The sequence below is a fragment of the Priestia sp. J2 genome (assembly GCF_020790095.1).
Taxonomy (GTDB): domain Bacteria; phylum Bacillota; class Bacilli; order Bacillales; family Bacillaceae_H; genus Priestia; species Priestia zanthoxyli.
Map to the genome: position 1 here is coordinate 3,385,424 of NZ_CP086208.1, position 21,362 is coordinate 3,406,785.

General features: G+C 40.1%; 23 protein-coding genes and 1 pseudogene. 8 read left to right on the forward strand and 16 right to left on the reverse strand.

What is annotated here, in order from left to right; genetic code table 11:
- Positions 1-80 precede the first annotated feature (80 nt).
- The gene (locus tag LJY09_RS17460) at positions 81-1,409 is read right to left on the reverse strand and encodes an SH3 domain-containing protein (protein WP_228307355.1); all 1,329 of its coding nucleotides are present in this window, start codon (positions 1,407-1,409) and stop codon (positions 81-83) included.
- Positions 1,410-1,756: 347 nt separating this feature from the next.
- Here LJY09_RS17460 and LJY09_RS17465 point away from each other — a divergent pair, with 347 nt between their 5' ends.
- From LJY09_RS17465 to LJY09_RS27790, 4 genes and pseudogenes are all read left to right on the forward strand, one after another.
- Entirely contained in the window at positions 1,757-2,968 is a 1,212-nt protein-coding gene (locus tag LJY09_RS17465; RefSeq protein WP_098999167.1) for an AGE family epimerase/isomerase, read from the forward strand.
- 133 nt (positions 2,969-3,101) lie between these two features.
- A complete protein-coding gene (locus LJY09_RS17470) occupies positions 3,102-3,404 on the forward strand; it encodes a hypothetical protein (protein WP_048019436.1) in 303 nt (100 codons plus the stop codon).
- A 17-nt stretch (positions 3,405-3,421) separates the two neighbouring features.
- Positions 3,422-3,724, forward strand: coding sequence for a hypothetical protein (locus tag LJY09_RS17475; protein ID WP_016764991.1), 303 nt, complete (start codon positions 3,422-3,424; stop codon positions 3,722-3,724).
- A gap of 132 nt (positions 3,725-3,856) precedes the next feature.
- A pseudogene (locus LJY09_RS27790) lies at positions 3,857-4,080 on the forward strand (hypothetical protein).
- On the opposite strand, the gene LJY09_RS17480 reads toward LJY09_RS27790, so the two are convergent.
- Positions 4,073-5,014, reverse strand: a complete 942-nt coding sequence (locus LJY09_RS17480) for a magnesium transporter CorA family protein (RefSeq protein ID WP_099331197.1) — start codon at positions 5,012-5,014, stop codon at positions 4,073-4,075. The pseudogene LJY09_RS27790 and the gene LJY09_RS17480 overlap by 8 nt on opposite strands.
- A gap of 165 nt (positions 5,015-5,179) precedes the next feature.
- Here LJY09_RS17480 and LJY09_RS17485 point away from each other — a divergent pair, with 165 nt between their 5' ends.
- Positions 5,180-6,037 (forward strand): STAS domain-containing protein, encoded by an 858-nt coding sequence (locus LJY09_RS17485; protein WP_154973911.1) that lies wholly within the window; start codon positions 5,180-5,182, stop codon positions 6,035-6,037.
- A gap of 42 nt (positions 6,038-6,079) precedes the next feature.
- Here the strand turns inward: LJY09_RS17485 and LJY09_RS17490 are convergent, their stop codons facing one another.
- Together LJY09_RS17490 and LJY09_RS17495 are read right to left on the reverse strand one after the other, a co-directional pair.
- Entirely contained in the window at positions 6,080-6,304 is a 225-nt protein-coding gene (locus tag LJY09_RS17490) for a hypothetical protein (protein ID WP_028414694.1), read from the reverse strand.
- Positions 6,305-6,336: 32 nt separating this feature from the next.
- Positions 6,337-7,206, reverse strand: a complete 870-nt coding sequence (locus LJY09_RS17495; RefSeq protein WP_155009936.1) for an SDR family oxidoreductase — start codon at positions 7,204-7,206, stop codon at positions 6,337-6,339.
- A gap of 222 nt (positions 7,207-7,428) precedes the next feature.
- On the opposite strand from LJY09_RS17495, the gene LJY09_RS17500 reads away from it, so the two are divergent.
- On the forward strand, positions 7,429-7,767 hold the full coding sequence (locus LJY09_RS17500) for a YflT domain-containing protein (protein WP_034264441.1): 339 nt from the start codon (positions 7,429-7,431) through the stop codon (positions 7,765-7,767).
- Positions 7,768-8,026: 259 nt separating this feature from the next.
- Here the strand turns inward: LJY09_RS17500 and LJY09_RS17505 are convergent, their stop codons facing one another.
- The 4 genes from LJY09_RS17505 to LJY09_RS17525 all read right to left on the reverse strand — a co-directional run bounded on the left by LJY09_RS17505 (position 8,027) and on the right by LJY09_RS17525 (position 12,568).
- Positions 8,027-9,682: a M14 family metallopeptidase gene (locus LJY09_RS17505; protein ID WP_155009935.1), complete on the reverse strand. Its 1,656-nt coding sequence runs from the start codon at positions 9,680-9,682 to the stop codon at positions 8,027-8,029.
- Between the two features lie 580 nt (positions 9,683-10,262).
- A complete protein-coding gene (locus tag LJY09_RS17515; RefSeq protein WP_228307356.1) occupies positions 10,263-10,847 on the reverse strand; it encodes a hypothetical protein in 585 nt (194 codons plus the stop codon).
- 156 nt (positions 10,848-11,003) lie between these two features.
- Positions 11,004-12,083, reverse strand: coding sequence for a DNA alkylation repair protein (locus LJY09_RS17520; protein ID WP_155009933.1), 1,080 nt, complete (start codon positions 12,081-12,083; stop codon positions 11,004-11,006).
- A 2-nt stretch (positions 12,084-12,085) separates the two neighbouring features.
- Positions 12,086-12,568 carry a GNAT family N-acetyltransferase gene (locus tag LJY09_RS17525; RefSeq protein ID WP_228307357.1) on the reverse strand — a complete coding sequence of 161 codons (483 nt, stop codon included), beginning with the start codon at positions 12,566-12,568 and terminating at the stop codon, positions 12,086-12,088.
- A gap of 327 nt (positions 12,569-12,895) precedes the next feature.
- Between LJY09_RS17525 and LJY09_RS17530 the strand changes: the two genes are divergently transcribed.
- The gene (locus LJY09_RS17530; RefSeq protein ID WP_099331203.1) at positions 12,896-14,026 is read left to right on the forward strand and encodes a GerAB/ArcD/ProY family transporter; all 1,131 of its coding nucleotides are present in this window, start codon (positions 12,896-12,898) and stop codon (positions 14,024-14,026) included.
- 74 nt (positions 14,027-14,100) lie between these two features.
- Positions 14,101-14,574, forward strand: coding sequence for a hypothetical protein (locus LJY09_RS17535; protein ID WP_155009932.1), 474 nt, complete (start codon positions 14,101-14,103; stop codon positions 14,572-14,574).
- A 20-nt stretch (positions 14,575-14,594) separates the two neighbouring features.
- Here the strand turns inward: LJY09_RS17535 and LJY09_RS17540 are convergent, their stop codons facing one another.
- The 8 genes from LJY09_RS17540 to LJY09_RS17575 all read right to left on the reverse strand — a co-directional run bounded on the left by LJY09_RS17540 (position 14,595) and on the right by LJY09_RS17575 (position 21,346).
- A complete protein-coding gene (locus LJY09_RS17540) occupies positions 14,595-15,620 on the reverse strand; it encodes an ABC transporter substrate-binding protein (RefSeq protein WP_155009931.1) in 1,026 nt (341 codons plus the stop codon).
- 77 nt (positions 15,621-15,697) lie between these two features.
- Positions 15,698-16,465: a class II aldolase/adducin family protein gene (locus tag LJY09_RS17545; RefSeq protein ID WP_014459005.1), complete on the reverse strand. Its 768-nt coding sequence runs from the start codon at positions 16,463-16,465 to the stop codon at positions 15,698-15,700.
- Between the two features lie 32 nt (positions 16,466-16,497).
- Positions 16,498-17,553 carry an ABC transporter substrate-binding protein gene (locus LJY09_RS17550; protein ID WP_228307358.1) on the reverse strand — a complete coding sequence of 352 codons (1,056 nt, stop codon included), beginning with the start codon at positions 17,551-17,553 and terminating at the stop codon, positions 16,498-16,500.
- A 38-nt stretch (positions 17,554-17,591) separates the two neighbouring features.
- Entirely contained in the window at positions 17,592-18,563 is a 972-nt protein-coding gene (locus tag LJY09_RS17555; RefSeq protein WP_014459003.1) for an aliphatic sulfonate ABC transporter substrate-binding protein, read from the reverse strand.
- Positions 18,564-18,600: 37 nt separating this feature from the next.
- Positions 18,601-19,356, reverse strand: a complete 756-nt coding sequence (locus LJY09_RS17560) for an enoyl-CoA hydratase/isomerase family protein (protein WP_014459002.1) — start codon at positions 19,354-19,356, stop codon at positions 18,601-18,603.
- A gap of 19 nt (positions 19,357-19,375) precedes the next feature.
- On the reverse strand, positions 19,376-19,762 hold the full coding sequence (locus tag LJY09_RS17565) for a hypothetical protein (protein ID WP_148262917.1): 387 nt from the start codon (positions 19,760-19,762) through the stop codon (positions 19,376-19,378).
- A 12-nt stretch (positions 19,763-19,774) separates the two neighbouring features.
- The gene (locus LJY09_RS17570) at positions 19,775-20,545 is read right to left on the reverse strand and encodes an ATP-binding cassette domain-containing protein (RefSeq protein WP_014459000.1); all 771 of its coding nucleotides are present in this window, start codon (positions 20,543-20,545) and stop codon (positions 19,775-19,777) included.
- 18 nt (positions 20,546-20,563) lie between these two features.
- Positions 20,564-21,346, reverse strand: a complete 783-nt coding sequence (locus LJY09_RS17575) for an ABC transporter permease subunit (RefSeq protein WP_014458999.1) — start codon at positions 21,344-21,346, stop codon at positions 20,564-20,566.
- Between the last annotated feature and the right edge of the window lie 16 nt (positions 21,347-21,362).

A 21,362-nucleotide genomic window follows, 5' to 3' on the forward strand; every position in this document is an offset into this window, starting at 1 on the left:
CGAACGCGTTTGATTCTAAATCAAACGCGTTCGGATCTTCCGTCAACTAAGCTACTTTTATTCCAGCCTCTTTTTTAAACCTACTTAATTCCGTAATATTCTTCAAGCGTAATGCCTTTACTCTTAATCGCCTGCGCCACTGGTTTGCCTACATAGCGTAAATGCCACGGCTCATATTTATAGCCGGTTACCGCGTCTTTCCCTTTTGGATAACGAATAATAAATCCATATTCGGCTGCGTGGGCATCGAGCCAAGCTGCTTCTTTTGTTCCGCCAAAGCAGTCTTGAGCAGCACATGTGCCGTCTCCTTTTGTTACATCAATTCCAAGACCCGTTTCATGTTCACTCGTGCCTGGCAAGGCGCTATAAGTTGCCGCTTTATCATAACCGTCTCGTTGAACATACGAACTAAAAAGCGCGCTTTGCGTTGCATGTGAACGGTAAGCTGATACGCCAAGAAGCGTAACGCCTTGTTTTTTCGCACCTGCAAATAACTGTGCAATAGCAGCGGCTGCTTCACTGCGCATTTTTTTCTTTTCCGTTTGTTCTTTGAATGTAAACGGAATCGTTGTATATACTAAATCTTTCGGAACGTAGTTTTCCGGAAGCTTGTTTTGTTTATTCACAACAACTTGTATACTTTCAGGGTTCGAAACCACTTTCATCCCAGCTAATGCTCGTACGTATTGACCGCTTACATAGCCAACCTTCCCTTGATACGTAATTTTTAGCCAGCCGTTTGCTGCTTTAGCCGTTACGTCGAGCTGTGTGCCGGCTTTCAGTGTTGCCGTAACCGCACCAGAAGTTGAAGCAGTTGTTCGAACATTTAAATTCGCCGTTGCCACATAGACAGAAGCCTCCGGAGCTGGAGCTGGTTCAGAAGAACCCGTTGATTCTTTTACGTACTGCGTGCTCACGTAACCCGTTTTGCCTTGATAGCTTACTTTTAGCCAGCCGTTCGCTGCTTGTGCTGTCGACGTTAGCTGCGTGCCTTGTTTGACCGTTACAACAATCGCGCTTGACGTAGATGGACCGCTTCGAATATTTAAATTTGCCGTTGTTACATAGGTTTTGGTCGTTGAACTCGCTGACTTTTTAACATACTCACTGCTTACGTAGCCCGTTTTGCCTTGATAGCTTACTTTCAGCCAGCCGCTTGCTGCTTGTCCAATTACCATTAGCTGCGTGCCTTGTTTAACCGTTGCAATAATTGCGTTGGACGTCGATGGGCCGCTTCGAATGTTTAAATTCGCCGTGGTTGTATATGTTTCCGCCGCTGCGCTTGCGACAGTTGGCTCACCCGTAAAATGTAAAGAATGAAGACCTAGAGTTCCTGCCCCTACAAGTGTAAAAGCAAGACCTGTTACCGCTAATTTTTTGTAAAATCTTTGTTTGTTCACTTCTGTCATTTTTTATACCTCATTTGCAAAATATAATAGAAATACATGTTGCCAGTTTAATAGATTAAGTGAAAACAGGATCCGATGTTTAAGCTCAATCTTAAACTAGCCACACTAAATAAAATCATTTGACGTCTAGAGGCTCTGTACATTTGTTCGTTCCAGCTAGCACGTACTTTTAGAATACCGGATAATCGTGTCAAAAGTATATCAAAATATTTCAAACTTGTTTCCAAACTGATACATTTTCAACAAAAATAGAATAATAGAGCAAAAAAAGCAAAAAAACCCTTACGTTTACTCCTAATGGCTTAGGGTAAAAAACAATTAAAAACAAAGATTGAGATGGTGATAAAATGAACACGGCAACGGATTTTTCCTCAACTGCGTTTCGAAAACCTCACACATTAAAACAGCATATTTTTGATACGCTTCATTTCTACTACCCAGCTTGTATTGACCAAAAAAACGGCGGGTATATCCATGAATACTACGACGACGGCACCGTCAACAACACGCATTCAAAGCACTTAGTAAGTACGGCGCGCTTTATTTATATCTTCAGTGTAGGGGCTCTTTTAGACGGACCGGATTGGTGCAAAGAAGCAGCTCAGCACGGCATTCGTTTTCTACAAAACAACCATTATGATAGAGAGAACGGCGGGTATTTTTTTGAAATAACCGATGACGGAGAAGTAAAAGATGATTCTAAACAAGCATATGGCCACGCTTTTGCTCTTTTAGCTTCTTCCATCGCGTATCAAGCCGGTATTCAAGAAGCAAAAGAAACAATTGAACAGGTATATGACGTGATGGAAAAGTACTTTTGGGAAGATGCGCACGGCTTTTACCGAGACGAATGGGACGCATCGTGGTCAGCTTCTTCTTTCTATCGGGGCCAAAATGCAAACATGCATATGTGTGAAGCGATGCTTTCTGCCTTTGAAGCAACAAGAGATAAAAAATACGTAGACCGGGCATACACGCTTGCAAAAGGCGTTACTCAGCAGCTTGCTGAACGATCTGGCGGTATGATTTGGGAGCATTATGATACAGACTGGCAGCCAGATTGGGACTACAATAAAAACAACACAAAAGATGAATTTCGTCCGTACGGCTTTATACCAGGACATCAGTTTGAATGGAGCAAGCTGCTTTTATGGCTTGATCGGCACCGTTCGGAAAACTGGATGACAGAACGTGCAAAGTATTTGTTTGATAAGGGCTGGAACCGAGGCTGGGATGCTAAGTACGGAGGTCTTTACTTTGCGCTGTCTCCTCAAGAAGAGGTCATTGACCCGGATAAAAACTACTGGGTGATGGCCGAAGCCATTTCTGCGGCTTCACTGCTCGGGGTAAAAACCGGAGACAGCGGATATTGGAAAGCATACGACGCCCTGTTCTCCTACTCTCAGAAACACTTTATCGATCACACATATGGAGGCTGGTATCAGCTGTTAAATCAGCAAAACGAACGCTACAGCTCGAAAAAAAGCCCGGCTCCTAAAGCCGATTATCACCCTGTGGCAGCTTGCTATCAAACGCTGATAGCGCTGAATTCTCTCTAAGATCATAACCATAAAGAAACCGTTTTCTTCCAGATGCGTTTATTTTGTTTATTTAAGGGAATTTACTAACTAACAATCAATGTTTCTACATTTCAGCAAAAGCACGACTATATATATGCAAGGAGTGAGGACGATGTATTTTTACGCGTTAGCACAAGGAACAGATTCTGGAGACCCAGTAACACTGCATCATGAGAAAAAATTTTCAAAAAAAGAATTTTTAGAGATGTTTAATGAAGCGTTAGATGAGCTGGATACGCATCCAGCTCCAAGCGAGGTCGGCGAATACCTTTGCCGTGCATACGGATTTCAAGAAATTGAAATCGAGACGGGTGTTGTCTGCTACTGCGCTCCTTTTAGAAAGCTAGATGACTCGGATATTATAGAAGACCGCACGTACATGGACGCCACGACAGGAACATTAAAATACAACTAATCAAAAAGAAAGGTTGGATGCGTGTGAAGACTGTACAGAACATTTATCGAACGAGTGAAGCTGTACCAGAATCGGGCGCTTACATTTGTGCGGAAGGTGAAATTAAACTTTTTCAAAAAGATGATCTTTTTACACCTTGCCCCCACACACGTGAATCAACGACGTGGAAGCCCGTAGATGACGCCTTTTCAACCGGCGAATTGGTTCCACAAACCGGTCGCTATACCGATGAAAACGGCAATCAAGTAAAGCTAAAAGAAAATGATTTATTTCCAAGATGCCTTCGTTCAGGTGAGCCGACGACGTGGAGGCGAGGATAACAAACAACAAAGAGGCTGGAACAAAAATAGTTTAGCCAAAGTGAAAAACGAACCATTAATCAACATGTTTGATGAGTGGTTCGTTTTTTGTGATGGTGAATATAGTTTAATCTATTTTGTTCCTTCTAGCAGTTGATTGGAGGGCAAGGCGAAGACTCCTGCGGGAAAAGCGGAACAGATGGACCCCGCAGGAGCGCAAGCGACGAGGAGGCTCAGCGGCCGCCCGCGGAAAGCGAAGCTTTGCACGGAAATCAACTGCGGTGTCATAAGCAGTCCAGCTCATGTATCTCCTTTGTTCGCCTTTAGATTGGATTCATTTCGTTATGTCTCAACCTCTTTTATTAAAGCTTATTTAAAAAATGAGTTCTTTTTTCTTCCTTTTAACAGATCGCCCGTCCACCCTTTCATTCGTAAATAGAGATAAATGGCAATGGTCGAAAGAACGATTAAAATGAGTGCATAGATATAGCCAAACTTCCAATCAAGCTCCGGCATCCCTTTAAAGTTCATTCCCCAAAGGGCTCCAAAAGCGGTTAAAGGCGTACTAATTGCTGTTAAAAGCGTTAAAGCTTTCATAATCTCATTTCCTCTGTGAGTAGACACAACTTCTTCTAATTTAATTAACGCGTCAAATTCTTTTTGATATTGTTCAATCAGCGTGAGGCCAATTTCTATTTTTTTACACATTCGCTGATATTGAATCGTTTGGTTAATTTTTTTATGAAACGCTTCTTCGATTCCCATTGTGACTTCTCGAACAGAACTGATTAAATTTGTCCATATAAGCAGGTCATAGCGCGCTTTATGAATTTCATCTAACACGTCGATGTTATTATTATGGCGCACTTCCCACAGAAGCTCTCTGAAATGACTTTCAAACTGATCAAATCCATTTAAGTGTTTTTTCATAATTTCGCCTAAAAGAATAAAAAAACTTTCCGCCGTGTTAGCAGCCTGCTTCATGCGTTCAATCATTCGTTCGTGATTGGTGTTCTCAAGGATTTTCAAATCGATTCCTGCCGTTATAATAAATTCCTCAGTAATATAAAAATGAAACGAATCGTAATTTTTTTGATCAAACGACTTCTTATGATAAATCAGTGAACCATAAATGAGCTCACTTTCTCCTATTACATCTACTTGAATATGATTAGAATTTTTCTTTTGAAGCTGCTGGCAAAACCATTCATCTCTTGGATACTGATAGTCTTTGATTATATCAGCTATTCCATCGGCTTCTTCTAAATCAAACTGATACCATTTCCACTGATCGCTCGTCACGGTATTCATACTTTCCCTCTTTCCCCTTTTATTAAAATTTTTCCCTATATACAATCACTTAAAACCTCACACGCAAAATAAACATACATTTCATATCCATCTTTATAAAAAAGATGCTATAATAAATACGTTGCGCACCTGCGCATGTTTTATCAGTTTGAGAGGAGAATAACAGTGAAGAAAGATATCGCTTTACGTTCTTATCTGCTAGAAAGCGCACCAACTATGACGGAAGAATGGTATGAATCTTTGGATAAAACATCTTCTGAAGGCGTATATACCTCTAATGATCCTGACGTCATTCAACGCTTAAAAGCGCAAAACTATGAATTTCATTTATATATTAGCAACGTCTTTATAGAAGATGAAAAAAGCTTTTTTGACTCTTTTAACACGTGGCTAAATAAAGTTGCCAAAGACCAACAGCATCTCAGAACCCCCATTCAAAGTATTATTAAAGAATTTATGAACGTCCGCAAACAATACTGTGAGTATATTCGCCGATTTGCAGAACTTCATGATGACATCACTCAGCAGCATATCGATATGTGGAATGAAAAAGTAGTACGGGTATTTGATATTATTATTTTGAAATTCATCACAGAAGCGCAGGAATATGCCTCAAACCGCCTTCGCTCTCAGCAGGAAATGATTCATGAATTAAGTTCACCTGTTATTGTGATTAAAAAAGACGTGGCTCTTTTACCGTTAGTCGGAGATATTGATACGGCAAGGGCCAGAATGATCCTAGAAAGCACGTTAAAACAGTGTGCCGAGAAGCAAATCTCTCATTTGTATATTGATTTGTCAGGAGTGGTGATGATCGATACAATGGTCGCGCATGAGCTGTTTCAGCTGATAAATGCGCTTGATTTAATTGGCGTTAAATCGATTTTATCGGGCATTCGTCCTGAATTAGCCACTACTGCGATGCAGCTTGGTTTAAGTTTTGACCATATACGAATTAAATCGAATCTTGCTCAGGCATTAGAAGATGATTCAAAAATTGTCATTGCTTCTAATGCTCATTAATATAGAAACACAGATAAAAAAACAGCCCGAGAAGGCTGTTTTTTATTTTCGATGATGGATGTTTTCAGAACCCGATTCATCTTTTGTTTTTGTTTTATTTTTCTCTTCTTTTTGTTCAAGTCTTATATCTTCCATTGGCATAGGATCCACCGTTTCTTCTTCTTTAAAACGTTCAAACAACGTTTCGTCTTGATCTGTTACACGCTGCTCCGTTTCATCTCGTTTTTTTGGTGTATTTGAAATAGATCTTTTCTGGCGCTCTCCCATCGTTTTCTCCTCCTTTATAATAGGTGAAGCAATTATGTGTTCATGAAATCTCCGCCGTTGACATGAAGCGTTTGACCCGTCATATAAGATGAATCATTTGAAGCTAGCAGCACATAGCAGCCCACGTGTTCTACAGGGTGTCCAGGTCTGCCCATCGGTGTATCTGTACCGAATTCTCCTACTTTATCCCCTGAGAAAGTAGACGGAATAAGCGGTGTCCAGATTGGTCCCGGCGCTACGCCGTTCACACGAATACCGTCTTTGACAAGCGCTTGCGCCATACTGCGCGTAAAGCCGTTAATTGCACCTTTTGTCGCCGTATAATCGATCAGCTGAGGATTCCCGCGGTAAGGATTAATGGACGTTGTATTAATGATGGCACTGCCTTTTCCTAAATAATCAAGCGCTTTTTTCGTAAAATAAAAGTATGAATAAAAGTTCGTTTTGAACGTTCGTTCAAGCTGTTCACTCGTAATTTCTTTAATGCTTTCTTTTGGATGCTGCTCTCCTGCATTGTTCACAAGGATATCAAGCTTTCCAAGCTCACTCACCGTTTTTTCTACCGCTTCGTTACAGAATGATTCGTCTCCTACGTCTCCTGCAATCAGCAAGCATCTTACACCTTCTTCTTCAATGCGGGCTTTTGTTTCCTCGGCGTCGCTATGTTCGTTTAAGTAAACGATGGCTACGTCCGCTCCTTCTTTCGCATAAGCAATGGATACTGCTCGTCCAATTCCGCTGTCTCCTCCGGTAACTAGCGCTACTTTTCCTTTTAATTTTCCTGTACCAATATAATTATCATCCTCATAAATAGGGAGAGGATTCATCTCGCTTTCAATACCCGGCTGGCGGTCTTGCGTTTGCTGGGGCTGACCTTGTGTTTGTTGATCTTGTAAATTCATTTTAATCTCCTCCTATTTTTGATGGAACTTTTTAGTATAGTCTACGTTTAGCCTTCTGTTTTGAAGTTCAAACATCTTTTTTTGAAAATTTATGATGTTTCTATTCTCTTTTACTATCTGAGAAAATTCATAGAAAACAAGTTTAAAGTTGGAAACAAAGGCTACATGTTGAGTAGAAGATGTATTTCGGAAATATCTTTTATCAGGAGGTTTGGTTCGTGTATGAAACACATTCAAGTAGCAGAAAACCAAGAGGAGGCAGTCTGCGTCATCCGTTCTTTTTTAAAGAGAGGATTTACAAGCAAAGAGATTTATCTGCTGGCCTACGATAAAGAATGGGCTCAGCATTTAACGGAGGCAACACATACAAAAAAGTACAGAATGGCAGAGCAAGGTATTTTTGAAACGGCGGTCAATATGCTTCTTTCAAGAGAAGATGAGCTTCTTTCAAAGATGGCTTCACTCGGCTTATCTAACAGGGAGGCAAACCGGTATATAGAAGAGATGAGACAAGGTCATGTCGTGGTTGTTGGCGCACAGAGTCAATCCATTCCCTACTAAAACAGCTGAAACGTTTTCTATTAGCTTATAAGGGTATTTAGTAAAATAAACCATTTTTTATCAAGAAAGGACGTTATGATAATGTTAAACTACTTGGGCATTCAGATAGGCTCTCTTTACTTTCCTACTAGTATTCTTCTTATTACACTTCTTCTATTAGCCGGCTTTTTTATTTATTTCTTTTCTAGAAGAAGAAAAAACCGACAGCAGTCACGTGATCATAATGAAAAAGCGTGAAGCCAAGCTCCACGCTTTTTCATTATTTACGGGATTCTTTTTGCAAAGGCGATTTTTCAATGGAACGCGTAAACCGGTAAACATCAAGTTCTTGTCCTACTTCTGAAGGCAAATAACCAAACGTTGTGAAGCTGTCCACAGATTCTGGCTCAAGCGATAGAGACAATAAATTGTTTTGCGGCTGAGACGTTAAAAAGACGTAGCTTCCTTTTGGGAACGTCACCGTTTTTGACTTGACGATTGTTTGCACGTCCACATTTGGTTTATTTTCGTAGACTTCATTTTCAATGCGGCTGCTGACATTATACGCTTCTACTGAAAGAGCCGTTTCTTTCGTTAACTTGAAACTTTTTACGCCTTGTCCCTGCAGTTTTTCTGCTAACTCTTCATGTCCCGGTTTTAAAAGGTAAGCAGTCGGACGTTCGCGGACAAGCGTCGGTGTTGCTTTCTTTGCACTGTAGTACGTCACAGGAATTTCTTTAACAGACGCGCTTTCTACATCGACCATTTCTAACGTAGAGTTTGGTATTTTTTTATTTTCACTGTTCACCACAATTGGATCATGATCATTTGCATTTTTTCCTTTTTTGACAAGCGCCGCTTTTTCTTTGGCAATCAGCGCTTTAATTTGTTTGGCGTGATTGGCTGTTTGTGTAATCAGCTTTTCTTGTGTAGCAATTTGCGCACTCACTCGCCGCGGAAAATCTTCTCGGCCAATGCCGATTCCTCTGCTTTCGACTAAAAATGAAAACGATGGATACAAGCCTAGTGAGTTTCGCCCGATTCGCGGTTCAACTGAGCCTTCTTCTACTTCCAGCTGCCCTTGTTTATTCACTTGAGACGTATAGTATACTTCTCCTGAATATCCCTGCTTTTCAATGGCTGTAAGCGTACTGTTCACAAACAGCTCATCCGACACGTCGCGAATGTTCTGCGGAATATTTAAGTTTCGGCCGGACTGCAGTAAAATATCGTGATACTTCCACACGCCTTCTTTACCGATATTTTTAAATCCGCTGCTGTAAGGCGTATATTCATGAGCGTCGATGACGACTTCTGGTGAAAAACGGTTAAATTCAGCTCGTATGCTCTGTACTTCCGGGCTTTCAAGCTTTATGTAGTCGCGGTTTCCGTCTAAATTATTTGCTAGCTGACGTTTAAATGCATAAGATCCGTCAGGATTAATGCGCGGCACAATGACAATGTTGACTTTATTTAACACATCTTTTCCAAAGTCTTGTGTCAAACGCGTTGCAACGGCGAGTACGGATTCACCGCTTGCCGGTTCATTACCATGAATTTGACTTTGAAGCCAAATCGTTGGCTTTTTAGATGTCTTTCCATCAGCAAACTTCTTTTCCTTCGAAAAATATAGAGCCGGAATGTCTCGCCCTTGCTGTGATTTACCGATAATCTTCAGCTTTACGTACGGACTTTTATGAGCAAGCGTTTGAACATAGCTCATCATTTCTTCTTGAGTCGTAAATGCGTCTTGCCCTTTCAGAAATGCCGGCGTTGCTTCATCCACCTTTATTTCCGGATAAAGCGCTTTAATTTTTTCCGGCTGACTGTAGTCTTTTCCGTAGTAAGGCATCTCAGCTTGTACCGCAAGCGGCGACAGCAATAATCCAATTGACAAAATCGCCGGCACGGCCGTTCGTTTTACAGTTTTTTTCATTCATTTACTCCTCCCCATCCCTTTGATTAGACATTTTAAATTTTTAAAATATTTAAAATGTTACATAAATAATTATACCGTTTAAGGAAATAACTTCAAGATAAGGGAGCTGAACCTTTTTGACTATTTTTAATGTATCAAATGAGTGCATTTATATAAAAAAGGATTGAGACATAGCAGAATCAATTCAATCTGAAGACAAATAATCTGGATTAACAATTCGGACTTCTTGTTCAACCGCAGTTGATTTCCGTGCAAGGCTTCGCTTTCCGCGGGCGGCCGATGAGCCTCCTCGTCGCTTGCGCTCCTGCGGGGTCTCACCTGTCCCGCTTTTCCCGCAGGAGTCTTCGCCTTACCCTCCAATCAACTGCTAGAAAGAATGAAACACATGAAATATACGTTCAACCTAACAAAACAACGAACCCCTAATCAAACATGTTGATCAATGGTTCATTTTTCCCTTCGGCTAAAATACATTTGGTCCAGCCTCTCTTTTATGTATGAACTGCTATAAACTTTAGCCCTTCATTGAACCCGCACTGTCCGTAATTTAGCTGCACATACTCCATGCAGCTATTGATCATTTCTTTACAGATTCTAACGTCTCTAAATCATATCGACCAATTTCTTTGTTATTTCTTGTAATGATGAGCTTTCCATGCCTCGCGACTTTTTGGAGGTTTTTTAATTTCTGATCGGAAGGAGCGAGAGGCATTTCTTTGTTTTTAACAGTCGCGCCCAGATCGTAGTGCACATCGACCTTTCCTTTTTTCATATAGTTAAACTCTTCAATTCCCATACCTGTACCGAACTGCTCATGCCCTTCATCAAATACATTAACGCCTACTGTATTGATAGATGCTTTCTTTAAATCTTCATTCGGTATAATTTTAGCTTCTATTTCGTCTTTATCATTTTGATAGAATTTACGCTTGCCTTGCTGCTTCATTTTAAACTCGTAATACAGCGCTTTTGGTTTTACATCGACCATTTTTCCTTTGCTATCTTGTATACCAACTTTTCCAATTAAATTGGCATCATCTGTTATCTTGACTTTCACTTTTTGAATGCTATAGCCGCTCTCTTCTTTGCTAGCAGAGTTTGAGCACGCTACCAATGACATTGCCAAAAAAGCACTCAATGTGCCCACCATAAATTTCTTCACTTTATCACTCCCTAAGGATTAATATACCATAAAAGGAATTTAAATGGATGTTTTTCAGTCGATTTTGTAAATAAGTAAAGAGGCAGCAACCTATTGACTTACGTTTCCTCATCAGCTCTATAGAAACATAAAAAAACTCTCTCCATCAGGAAAGAGTTACTCAATCACAAAATCCGCTTCTGCTTTTACCACTCCGTTTACAATAACAGAAAGCGTATGCTTACCATTATAATGTTTTCGTGTACTTAAATCTTTAAACCCATGCTTTTTTGTGACTGTCAGCGCTTGGCCTGCTTTTGCTTGAACATTTTTTAGCATAAACACTTTTTGAGTGCGGTTTCCTTTTGCTTTTACGTAATGAATTCCATACTCTATGCGAAGCGGCATGTTTTTTTCCACCGATAACTCAAAGGAAAAGTCAATGCTATCACCAATCGTAATGACATGCGGCTGTAAGCTAAGCCCTGTGACACTCACGCCCGGATCATCTCCATAGCCAAAAAGAGACAGAGCTTCAGGATCTCCTTTTTTCAGCAGTGAACGGCACGCATGCTTGACGATCCAATCGGTTTTAACGTCTTTTCCGTACCATCTTTTCATCACGTCAAGCATCCAATCTTTTTCTATGTACGAAATATCGTTTAAATGATTGGCTACGCTTTTGCGGACATAGAGCGATTCATCTCGTTTTAACTGCTCTAAAATCGGGAGCGTTTGTTTTGGATCCTGCTTTAACGCAGGTACTGATTGTCCCCACGGAAGTCTAGGTCGGCTCCCTTCGCTTGCTAATCTGCGAATATGATGGTTTTCATCTCCTGCCCATTCAATCATTTGCTGGAGCATTCGATTTGTATCTTGAATCAAAAACGGACGCACCCCAAATTCTGATGTGGAAAACGGTGTAAAAAACGCGAGTGCTTTTATGGAAGCTTCCCAAGCGTTTAATCCGTATAGTTCAACGTAATCTGGAAAAATCGTGCCTTGAAGTCCTCCTACCGTTGGAGCCGCTTTATATAAAATATGAAGTGCTTCTTCATAATCCGCCGGCAGCACTTCATGCATGGAAAGCGTAATTCTTCTCATGCGCTCTTTCAGCGCTAAGCCTTCCCAGTCCTGTTGAAAAACCAGCTCATGAAATGCTTTTTGATCAAATGAACTCATTTCACGTGAAAAAGCGTCACTCAAGTGGGTAATCAATTCTTCATTAAATACGCTTTTACGTAACTCTTCAGCCATATCTATCCCTCTTTTCCAGGCAGTATTTTATTTTCTTTTGAATAAAGCACCCGCTCATACATGCCTTTTTTAAAAATTTGCATAAACAGCTGCTTATTTTTAACTTCTTTAAATCCGTACTGACTGTACAAACCATGGGCATCTTTTGTTGCCAATAAAATTTTTCGTACGTCTTGAATCGGCTGATAGCGAATCATTTCTTGTACCAGCGCTTTTCCAAGGCCGTTGCCTCGCGCGTGCGGAAGAATAAACACATCCGCCAAATAAGCAAACGTCGCAAAATCTGAAATAATTCGCCCAAATCCTACTTGTTTATCACACTCATCATATACGCCAAAACAAACGGAATGTTCGATAGACGTTTGAACAAGGTGAAGCGGAATTCCTTTTGCCCAGTACGATTCATGATGAAGGTACGAGTAGATGACATCTATATCAAGCTTTTCTTTATCTGTGTGTATGGTAAACTGATGATTTTCTTTCATGCTGTATCCTCCTTGCTTCTCTATCATAGCACAAATGTTCGCCATAGAAAAAAGCCTTTTGCAGAGAAAAGGCTTTTTTCGTTAGTATGATATTTTTTTAGAAACGGAAGGAGTTTTTCTATAGCGTCTTCCCACTATGTAAATAAGCGGACTTCAAATAAATCCAATACGCTCTCTCCTTTTACGTACTTCTCTCTTATATCTTCGGCTAGCGCACTTAGTTTTTAACAAAATATCCCTATTTCCTTTCCAACTCTTTACTTACATGATGCATATGCTTGACGTTAAAAAGCGCATACTAGCTGTAGAAAAGGAGGCGGATAGGCAGTGGAAAAAGCTCGAATTAGCGGATGGCAGCTGTTTGTGTTAATTACGCTCTTTGAGATTGGCAGCGCCTTTTTAGTCGGCTTAGCAATGGACGCTAAGCAAGATGCTTGGATTGCCATTTTAGTTGGTATGATCAGCAGCTATGCACTTATTTTTATGTATTATCGCTTGCACCGCTATTATCCCGATTTAGCGCTGACGGAGTATATCGAAAAAATTATTGGAAAAGTGCCCGGACGCATACTGGCTTTTCTTTACGTATTATATTTTGCGAATGGAGCCGCGCGGGTGCTGCGCGATTTCGGCGCGATGCTTCTTACTTTTGTCTATCCTGACACGCCGCTGTTTATAGTGAACGCTTTACTGATGCTGGGAATTATCTATACGGTTCGCCAAGGAATTGAAGTGATGGCACGTTCGGCGGAACTGCTGTTTTTCTTCATTTATGTACTCGCCGTCGCTGGCTTTATTCTTATCTTCGTTTCTGGCCTTCTTGATTTTTCAAGTCTAAAGCCAATGCTTGAAAACGGTATTTCTTTAGTGCTGAGGGTTGCCTACAGCCAGACGCTGTATTTTCCTTTTGGCGAAGTCATTGTATTTGCCATGATTTTCCCATATACAAAAAATGTGAAAAAGACCGCTTTGATTGTATTCAGCGCAATTACGTTAAACGGTATTAATCTTATGATTACAATGATTGTGAATATAGGTGTGCTGGGCGTTACCTTAACATCGAGGTCTGCTTTTCCGCTTTTAAGCACTGTTCAAAGCATTCAATTCGCAGGGTTTTTAGAACGGCTTGATGTGTTTTTTATGCTGGCTTTAATCACTGGCGGCTTCTTTAAAATAGGTCTGTTTTTCTACGCCACTGTGCTGGGCCTTTCCCACGTGTTTCAGCTTAAAAACCCGTCACCGCTTGTATTTCCAATTGGCTTAGTCGTTTTGTTTTATTCATTGTCCCTTGCTCAAAACTATTTCGAACACGTATATGAAGGGTTAAAAATCATTCCGTTCACTTTACACCTTCCGTTTCAAATTGTCATTCCTGCTTTTTTACTCGTGATCGCATTTTTAAGAAATCGAAAAAAAACACAGTCCGTCCCTGTGAAAAATACCGCAGAAAATTCATAGTATGTCCATTTCTCTATTGGATTTAATCTCCTAAAATTATACAATATAGTCAAGAAGCCAAAAGGAGAACCAATATGATTGGATTAATTCTTTCTATTTTAATATTTAACGTTCTTGCTTTTAAAACAAACAAGCGCTTCACAGTAAATCAAATTGTACACATTTGGATGTTCACCATTGCTGCTCAGCATATCTTTGACGTCTTCATTAATTTCAAATTTCACGGCTACTGGTATTTTACACAAGAGACAGACTGGCAAGGTATTTTTGCCTATACTGTTCTCATTCCGCCTGTAAACATGCTTTTTCTTACCTACTATCCTTTTGCCGGGAAGCTCACAAAAAAAGCCGCCTATATTTTACTTTGGTCGGTTGCTGTTTTACTTTATGAAGTAGTGGCCCTTCTCCCTGCTCCATGGGGGTATTTTCACTACGGATGGTGGACGTGGTGGTATTCGCTTCTACTAAATCCGCTGCTGTTTTGGATGGTGGTGCAGTATTACCGGTGGGTGTGTAAGTTGGAGAGGAAAATAACAAAAAGCCTTTAGAGAATAAAGGCTTCTTCATCTTATTTAGCAGTAAAAATTTCTTTATCCACTAATTTATTCACGTCCACTTCTTTTGGCAATACATCTTCTTCTTTAAATACATCGGCTACTTTCTGTACAGCACGTATATCTTCTTCTTTAACAGGTCTTACTTCAGCATTTACTCGTCCATTAATTGTTTTCGATACATCATTAGGTAATCTGGTGATATCAGAATACACTTTAACATACTTTTCTTTATTTTGGTTTTCCCATTCCCATGCTTTAGAAATTCGTTTAATTACGTCTTGAAGCGCTGCTTTTTTCCCGGGATCCTGCAGTGCTTTTTCTGAGGCTGTGATAAACCCTAGCCCCGTATTAATTCCTTCGCCTGTACGCAATACTCTTCCACCGTTCTTCTCAGAAATCGCTAAATACGGGTCAAAAGTAGCCCATGCTTCTAGCTGCCCGGCCTTGAAAGCTGCTGCTGCATCAGTAGGAAGAACAAACTTAACGTTAACATCTTTCGTAGACAGCCCTTCTTCTTTTAACGCTTCAATTAATAAATATTGTGCAATACTGCCTTTTGCTGAAGAAACGACGACCGTTTTTCCTTTTAAATCCTTTATTGTTTTGATTGATGAATTTTTTTTGACTAATATCCCGACGGCTTTCGGAGAAGAAACGCTCGTGGCGATAATCTTTATTGGTACGTCAGATGCAGCGGCGGCTAACACAGGCGTATCTCCGGCAGGAGCTGTATCTACTGATCCTGCTTTTACTGCTTCAAATAAAGGGGCTGCTCCTTGAAAGCTTGCCCATTTTACTTTGTAAGGTGTACCTTCAAGTACTTTAGAAGCCTCTACTTTGGCCTTAGTCATTCCAGCTTGATCTCCCAATACAATTGTTACTTTTGACAAATCTATTTTCTCTTTTCCTGCTGTTTCATTTGCCTCACTGCAGCCAGATAAAATAGATGCACTTCCTATAGTAAGAATGCTTACTACTAAAATTCGCTTACATAGGTTCCTCTTCATAAAACCTGAAGCTTTTTGCAAGATTTTCATATGTATATGTTCCCCTTTTCATCGTACTTACTTAGGCATTGAAACGTTTGTATCAATGCCTAAGCCCCTTTTTTTATTTAGTTTAAAACATCGGGCTCCTCATCAAGCAGCTTGTACCATAGCTGTTGAAAGTTGAACCAGCCTCCCGATGGACTACTTACTTGTGAGTGCGTCAAAACAGCCGTTTCATGATCAATTGGAATAGGTCTTCCTGCTGCTTCAGCAAGAAGCTGAGCATGACAAGCTCGGTCCATAGCAATAAACCAATAAGCCGCTTCATCTACGCTATTTCCAACCGTGAGAAGTCCGTGATTCCTCAAAATAACACCCTTATATTGCTGAAGTGCATCAGCAATGCGTTCACCTTCACTTTTTTCTAAAACTACTCCCGTAAAATCATCAAATAAGCCGTGATCTTGATAAAATACACATGAGTCTTGCGTAAGCGGATCAAGTAACCTTCCTAAAGACGACCATGCTTTACCATAAAGAGAGTGAGAGTGGGCAGCAGCGATTACATCTGGTCTTGCTTGATGAATTTGCGAGTGAATCGCAATCGCCGCTTTATTAATTGGACGATTCCCTACGACGACATCTCCGCTGTGATTAACAAGATGCAAATCACTTACTTTCATTTGTCCAAAATGTACACCTAACGGATTCACCCAGTAATGATCTTCTTTTTCAGGATCTCGAACTGTTATATGTCCCGCCACCCCTTCATTAAATCCAAATTGATTAAAAATCCGAAAAGCACCTGCTAGCCTTTCCTTACGATGTTGACGTTCTTCCTCTACATTGTGAAATGTTGGCTCATTATAAATAGACGCTGCTTTTGTTGACATATCTCATTAACCTTTCCGAATATTCCGTTTTTTTAGTTTAGTCCTATTTTTTCTACGTCACTATTTAATACCTTTGTCCAAAACTTTTTAACATCTATTTTTTCTTTCAAAAGTGATTCTGAATAAAACGTATCCGCCACATCTTGCTCTGATTTAATTTGCTGAGTGGTAATAGGAGTAATAATGCTTGGACGCTGTTCTTCACCTTCTTTTAGTGTTGTTAGTGCCTGACTGACTGGCTGATGTGTATTTGTTGCGACAACCTTCGCCCACTGCTCTTGATTTTCTCGTGTCCATTTATGGGCTTTTTGCAATCGATCCAGCAAATCAACCAATGCCGCTTTTTTGTTTTTATCCTCAAGGAGCTTAGGCGGCACGGTAATGAGGAAGTTTCCTGATAAAATGTCTTTACCACTTGCTATCGTTTTTGCCCCCTTTTCATGAGCAGATATAATAGAGACACCATAGCTTGCAAATGCATCCACATTTCCTCCTAAAAGCGCTGTGAGCCCATCAGATGTAGAAAGTTCCACTGGCTTAATGTCTTTCCACTCTAATCCTGCTTCTTTTAGCAGTTTGAGTAAAAAATAATGAGCGGTTGTATTTTTTACATAAGCAACCTTTTTCCCTTTTAAGTCGGCTACGGTTTTTATTAAAGAATTTTTGGGAACAACCACTTCTTGATTTAATGTATTACCTTCTTGCACCGCAACTACTTTGAAATTCCCATTGCCTTCAGATAAATTAGCAAAGATAGGAGGAATTTCGCTCGATAGCGAAAAATCTATATGACCTCCTGCCATCGCTTCAAGCTGAAGGTTTCCACCTTGAAATACACTATAATCAATCTTATATGGTGTATTTTCTAGCCCCGCTGCTTTTAACTCTTCTTCAATACTGCTCCATCCTGTTTGCGCTACTCGTAGCGTTACATCAGATAGCTTATTTTTTTCCGGTTCACTAGCGGAGCTTTTTTGATAACAAGCGGTCATCAAGCATCCTATAACTATAGTTAGTAAGAGAAGCAGAAATTGAAGATGAAAAGCTCGCTTTTTCATTTGAACACTGGCCGCCCCTTTAACCTTCATATCTTTTTACACGCTCCTTTCATATTTTCTTCTCATTTTTAAGGAGACCAGTACGAGTTTTCAACGTCAATTTGTTTTGTAATTAATTTCATTTCTAAGAGGTCATTCGCCTGCTCTTGAAGGTCATCTGCAGCTTTTTGATTCATAAATTGAACATCGGCTGGCTTTTTCTTCAAGATCTCTTTCCAAGTGTCAACTGGAATCTTGGTAGCATCTGATACTAATTCAGCTGCTTCCTGAGGATTTTTATTAATTTCTTTTCCAACCTTTTGAAGCTCTAATACAATTTGTTTTGTTGCTTTCGGATTATCTTTCACAAATTTTTCACCAGCTACATAGAAAGAACGAAAGGAAACAAGACCAGTAGCATCTGATAACACGCGATTACCCTTATTTGCAGTTGTTGTAAAGTATGGCTCCCATATAACCCATGCATCTACTTGCCCTTGTGAAAAAGCAACACTGGCTTCTGGCGGATTAAGATACACTGGGTTTATATCATTCTCTGTCAACCCTTCCGACTTCAGCGTTTTTAACAGCAAGTATTGGGAGATTGACGCTTTATTAAAAGCAATTTTCTTACCTTTAAGATCCTTAATAGTTTTAATAGAAGAATCTTTCTTTACCAAAATACCTTCAGATTCAGGCACAGAAGGTTCGCTTGCAATATATACAAAATCAAGCCCTCTTGCTTTTCCAAATAAAGAAGGAGAATCACCTAAACCCCCAATATCGATGCTCCCTGCATTCAACGCCTCTGCTACTGCAATTCCTGTATTGAACTCATACCACTTCACTTCATATCCTAATTTCCCTAAGTTCTTTTCCAACAGCTGCTTTTTCTTTAATAGCAGCATAGGTGCAGACTTTTGATATCCTACTTTTACGACACCTTTTTCTTCTACTGACTGATTGCCCGCTGCTGTCTCTTTACTTCCTCCACATCCGCTTAAAGCTAGGAGCAACAGCAAAATAATGGTTGTTGCATAAAATCTTTTTTTTTGAATCATCTCAAATCTCCTCTAGCTTTTTCAGCATTTATTTTGCCTACTGACGTACTTTTTTCTTATTACCTTGCACATACTGACTGAATCGCTTCATGAAATCTCCTTCTAGCACTGAAGCACGCGTCAGTTCATGAAAAGACTCTCCTGAATGGCAAACTTCTTTTATTGTTTGAGTCGTGTATGATGGAACGTTTGCTAAGGTGCTTGCCCATTTCAAAGCAGTCTTTTGGCCAGCTTCTTCATTTGCACTTAGTTCATGAACTAAGCCGTACTCCAAAGCAGTTTGTCCATTTATCTTCTTACCTGACAATGCTAAAAAACGAGCTTTGGAAGAACCGATTTCATTAACCAACCGCTGTGTCCCTAAAACCAAGCCAAACTGCGGACCGGGAAATCGAAAGTATGCTGATTCACTGGCAATGCGTACATCGCATGAAATAGCCAGATCAGCTCCTGCTCCGAAGGCATATCTATTGACGAAAGAAATCGTGGGAACTGGAAAGTGAATAAGCGTATCTAGCAGCTTCGATAGATTAGTGAAAAAATCACTCGCTTCTTCATTACTTAAATTTTGAATAAATTGTAAATCCACGCCTGCACTGAAAGCATTAGATACGTCACTGTTTAAAATCAATGCGCCTATTGCTTTGTCCTGTGAAATCTCCTCCAAGGATTGCTTGAGCTCTTCGTATAATTCTTGATTAATAGCATTAAGATTATGAGGTGCGTGCAAGGATAGAGTAACGATTTTTTTAGATGACAGCTGACGATTAACTGTTATATTTACATACTTCATAGCTTCTCCTTCCCAATCTTTACTCGTTAGGCAGCACAGCTGCACTAGGTTCAATTTCAAATGATGGCAAGTCTGTGACTAATTCGATATTCTTGTTTTTTAAACGCTGCTGAAACTCTGCAAAGCCTGTGTCAGAACTTACACGGTAATAATGAAAACCTTTCGACTTGGCGCTGCCATAAGATAACTCACACAGCATACTAGGCGGTGCCGCTAGAACCTTTATGCCTCGACTTTCAGCCCATTTAACAACCGCGCCTCTCTTTCCTTCACTTAAATGAATAGAGGGATTTGTAACGTCTTCTGTTTCTTCTGTTTCCGTATCGTATAACCGGATAATGTCTCCTTCCACAATGGGCACAATTTTTTCTGTCTTGCTATTTAATACAACTGCCACTCGCATCATACTCTTCTCCTTTTATACGGTCGTAGCATCTTCTAAAAGCGACGACGTTTCTTTTTTCATGACTCTTGCTAGTACTTTGCTTTCTAGTTTTCCAAACGAATGACTTCCCCTTTCACGAGGTCTTGGAAGAGGTATACGTAAATCCATCGCAATCTTTCCTTGTTCAATTAAAATAACTCGATCCGCTAGCGTAATAGCTTCTGAAACGTCATGAGTCACCAAAAGAGCTGTGAAGCGTTGCTCTTGCCAAATTCCTTCGATCAATTCCTGCATTTCGATCCGCGTTAATGCATCTAATGCACCTAGCGGCTCATCCAATAGCAGCAGCTTCGGCTGAGTGGCTAACGCTCGAGCGAGTGCTACTCGCTGACGCTGCCCACCGGATAAAACAGACGGCCACTCATTTGCTCTGCTTTCTAGTCCTACTTGCTTAAGAGAAATTAACGCCTGCTCTTTCCACTCGCCTTTTAACCCTAGACTAACACCTACATTGGCCACGATTTTTTCCCATGGTAGCAGCCTTGAATCTTGGAACATAAATCGAGCGTAGGGATTGATTGAATGTAATCTTTCCCCGTTTTGCATGATTTGCCCACTTGTTTCTTTTTCTAACCCTGCAATATGTCTTAATAACGTGCTTTTTCCACAACCGCTTTGCCCAACGATAGCGACGAATTCACCGGGCGCTATATCTAAATCAATCCCTTTCAAGACTTCGACATCTCCAAAGATTTTTTTTAAATGCTGTATTTGTAATTGAATTCCTCCACCTTTATATTTCATATTCTCTCACTCCTTACTTTACGATTTTTGATAGTTTGGATTCCATTTCAATAGCTTTACTTCTAATAGCTTTGCTAAAGAATCAGCAACTTTTCCTAAGATGGCATATAGCAAGATAGCAACAATAACAATATCAATTTGCATGAATTCACGTGCATTCATCGCCATGTAACCAATGCCAGAATCAGCTGCTACAGTTTCTGCTACAATTAAAGTCAGCCACATAATCCCTAACGAATAGCGAATACCAACTAAAACGGATGGAAGGGCTCCTTTAAAAATCACTCGTACTAAAAGTTTATTTTTGCTTAAACCATATACTTTCCCCATTTCAATTAACGATTTATCAACTGAAATGATTCCATGATACGTATTTACATAGATAGGGAAGAATACGCCGATCGCTACTAAAAAAATCTTCGCTTCTTCTCCGATTCCTAACCATAAAATCACTAGTGGAATAAGAGCTAAATGCGGAATATTCCGAAACATTTGGATAGTAGTATCCAAATGTTTTTCGGCAACAGGATATACTCCGTTTACAATTCCTAAAATAAGACCGATACTTCCTCCAATGGCAAAACCAATAAACGCACGGCTAAAGCTTACTTTAATATGATTGAACAGCTCACCAGTTTGAACTAGATGAATTGCACTATATAAAATATCTAATGGAGAAGGAAGTGTTTCTTTTGATACAATACCTGTAACCGAAAATAGTTCCCAGAGTGCAACTAATAGAATTGGTAAAACCCAAGGTGCTACTCGTTTGCTATAAATGTTTGCTTGCTTGCTATTCACAATTAGACCTCCTTTT

What these genes read in the sequence shown, in the direction of transcription:
- LJY09_RS17460 (WP_228307355.1), bottom strand. Translation starts at nt 1,409, where the DNA reads ATGACAGAAGTGAACAAACAAAGATTTTACAAAAAATTAGCGGTAACA.
- LJY09_RS17465 (WP_098999167.1), top strand. Translation starts at nt 1,757, where the DNA reads ATGAACACGGCAACGGATTTTTCCTCAACTGCGTTTCGAAAACCTCAC.
- LJY09_RS17470 (WP_048019436.1), top strand. Translation starts at nt 3,102, where the DNA reads ATGTATTTTTACGCGTTAGCACAAGGAACAGATTCTGGAGACCCAGTA.
- LJY09_RS17475 (WP_016764991.1), top strand. Translation starts at nt 3,422, where the DNA reads ATGCGTGTGAAGACTGTACAGAACATTTATCGAACGAGTGAAGCTGTA.
- LJY09_RS17480 (WP_099331197.1), bottom strand. Translation starts at nt 5,014, where the DNA reads ATGAATACCGTGACGAGCGATCAGTGGAAATGGTATCAGTTTGATTTA.
- LJY09_RS17490 (WP_028414694.1), bottom strand. Translation starts at nt 6,304, where the DNA reads ATGGGAGAGCGCCAGAAAAGATCTATTTCAAATACACCAAAAAAACGA.
- LJY09_RS17495 (WP_155009936.1), bottom strand. Translation starts at nt 7,206, where the DNA reads ATGAATTTACAAGATCAACAAACACAAGGTCAGCCCCAGCAAACGCAA.
- LJY09_RS17500 (WP_034264441.1), top strand. Translation starts at nt 7,429, where the DNA reads ATGAAACACATTCAAGTAGCAGAAAACCAAGAGGAGGCAGTCTGCGTC.
- LJY09_RS17505 (WP_155009935.1), bottom strand. Translation starts at nt 9,682, where the DNA reads ATGAAAAAAACTGTAAAACGAACGGCCGTGCCGGCGATTTTGTCAATT.
- LJY09_RS17520 (WP_155009933.1), bottom strand. Translation starts at nt 12,083, where the DNA reads ATGGCTGAAGAGTTACGTAAAAGCGTATTTAATGAAGAATTGATTACC.
- LJY09_RS17525 (WP_228307357.1), bottom strand. Translation starts at nt 12,568, where the DNA reads ATGAAAGAAAATCATCAGTTTACCATACACACAGATAAAGAAAAGCTT.
- LJY09_RS17535 (WP_155009932.1), top strand. Translation starts at nt 14,101, where the DNA reads ATGATTGGATTAATTCTTTCTATTTTAATATTTAACGTTCTTGCTTTT.
- LJY09_RS17540 (WP_155009931.1), bottom strand. Translation starts at nt 15,620, where the DNA reads ATGAAAATCTTGCAAAAAGCTTCAGGTTTTATGAAGAGGAACCTATGT.
- LJY09_RS17545 (WP_014459005.1), bottom strand. Translation starts at nt 16,465, where the DNA reads ATGTCAACAAAAGCAGCGTCTATTTATAATGAGCCAACATTTCACAAT.
- LJY09_RS17550 (WP_228307358.1), bottom strand. Translation starts at nt 17,553, where the DNA reads ATGAAGGTTAAAGGGGCGGCCAGTGTTCAAATGAAAAAGCGAGCTTTT.
- LJY09_RS17555 (WP_014459003.1), bottom strand. Translation starts at nt 18,563, where the DNA reads ATGATTCAAAAAAAAAGATTTTATGCAACAACCATTATTTTGCTGTTG.
- LJY09_RS17560 (WP_014459002.1), bottom strand. Translation starts at nt 19,356, where the DNA reads ATGAAGTATGTAAATATAACAGTTAATCGTCAGCTGTCATCTAAAAAA.
- LJY09_RS17565 (WP_148262917.1), bottom strand. Translation starts at nt 19,762, where the DNA reads ATGATGCGAGTGGCAGTTGTATTAAATAGCAAGACAGAAAAAATTGTG.
- LJY09_RS17570 (WP_014459000.1), bottom strand. Translation starts at nt 20,545, where the DNA reads ATGAAATATAAAGGTGGAGGAATTCAATTACAAATACAGCATTTAAAA.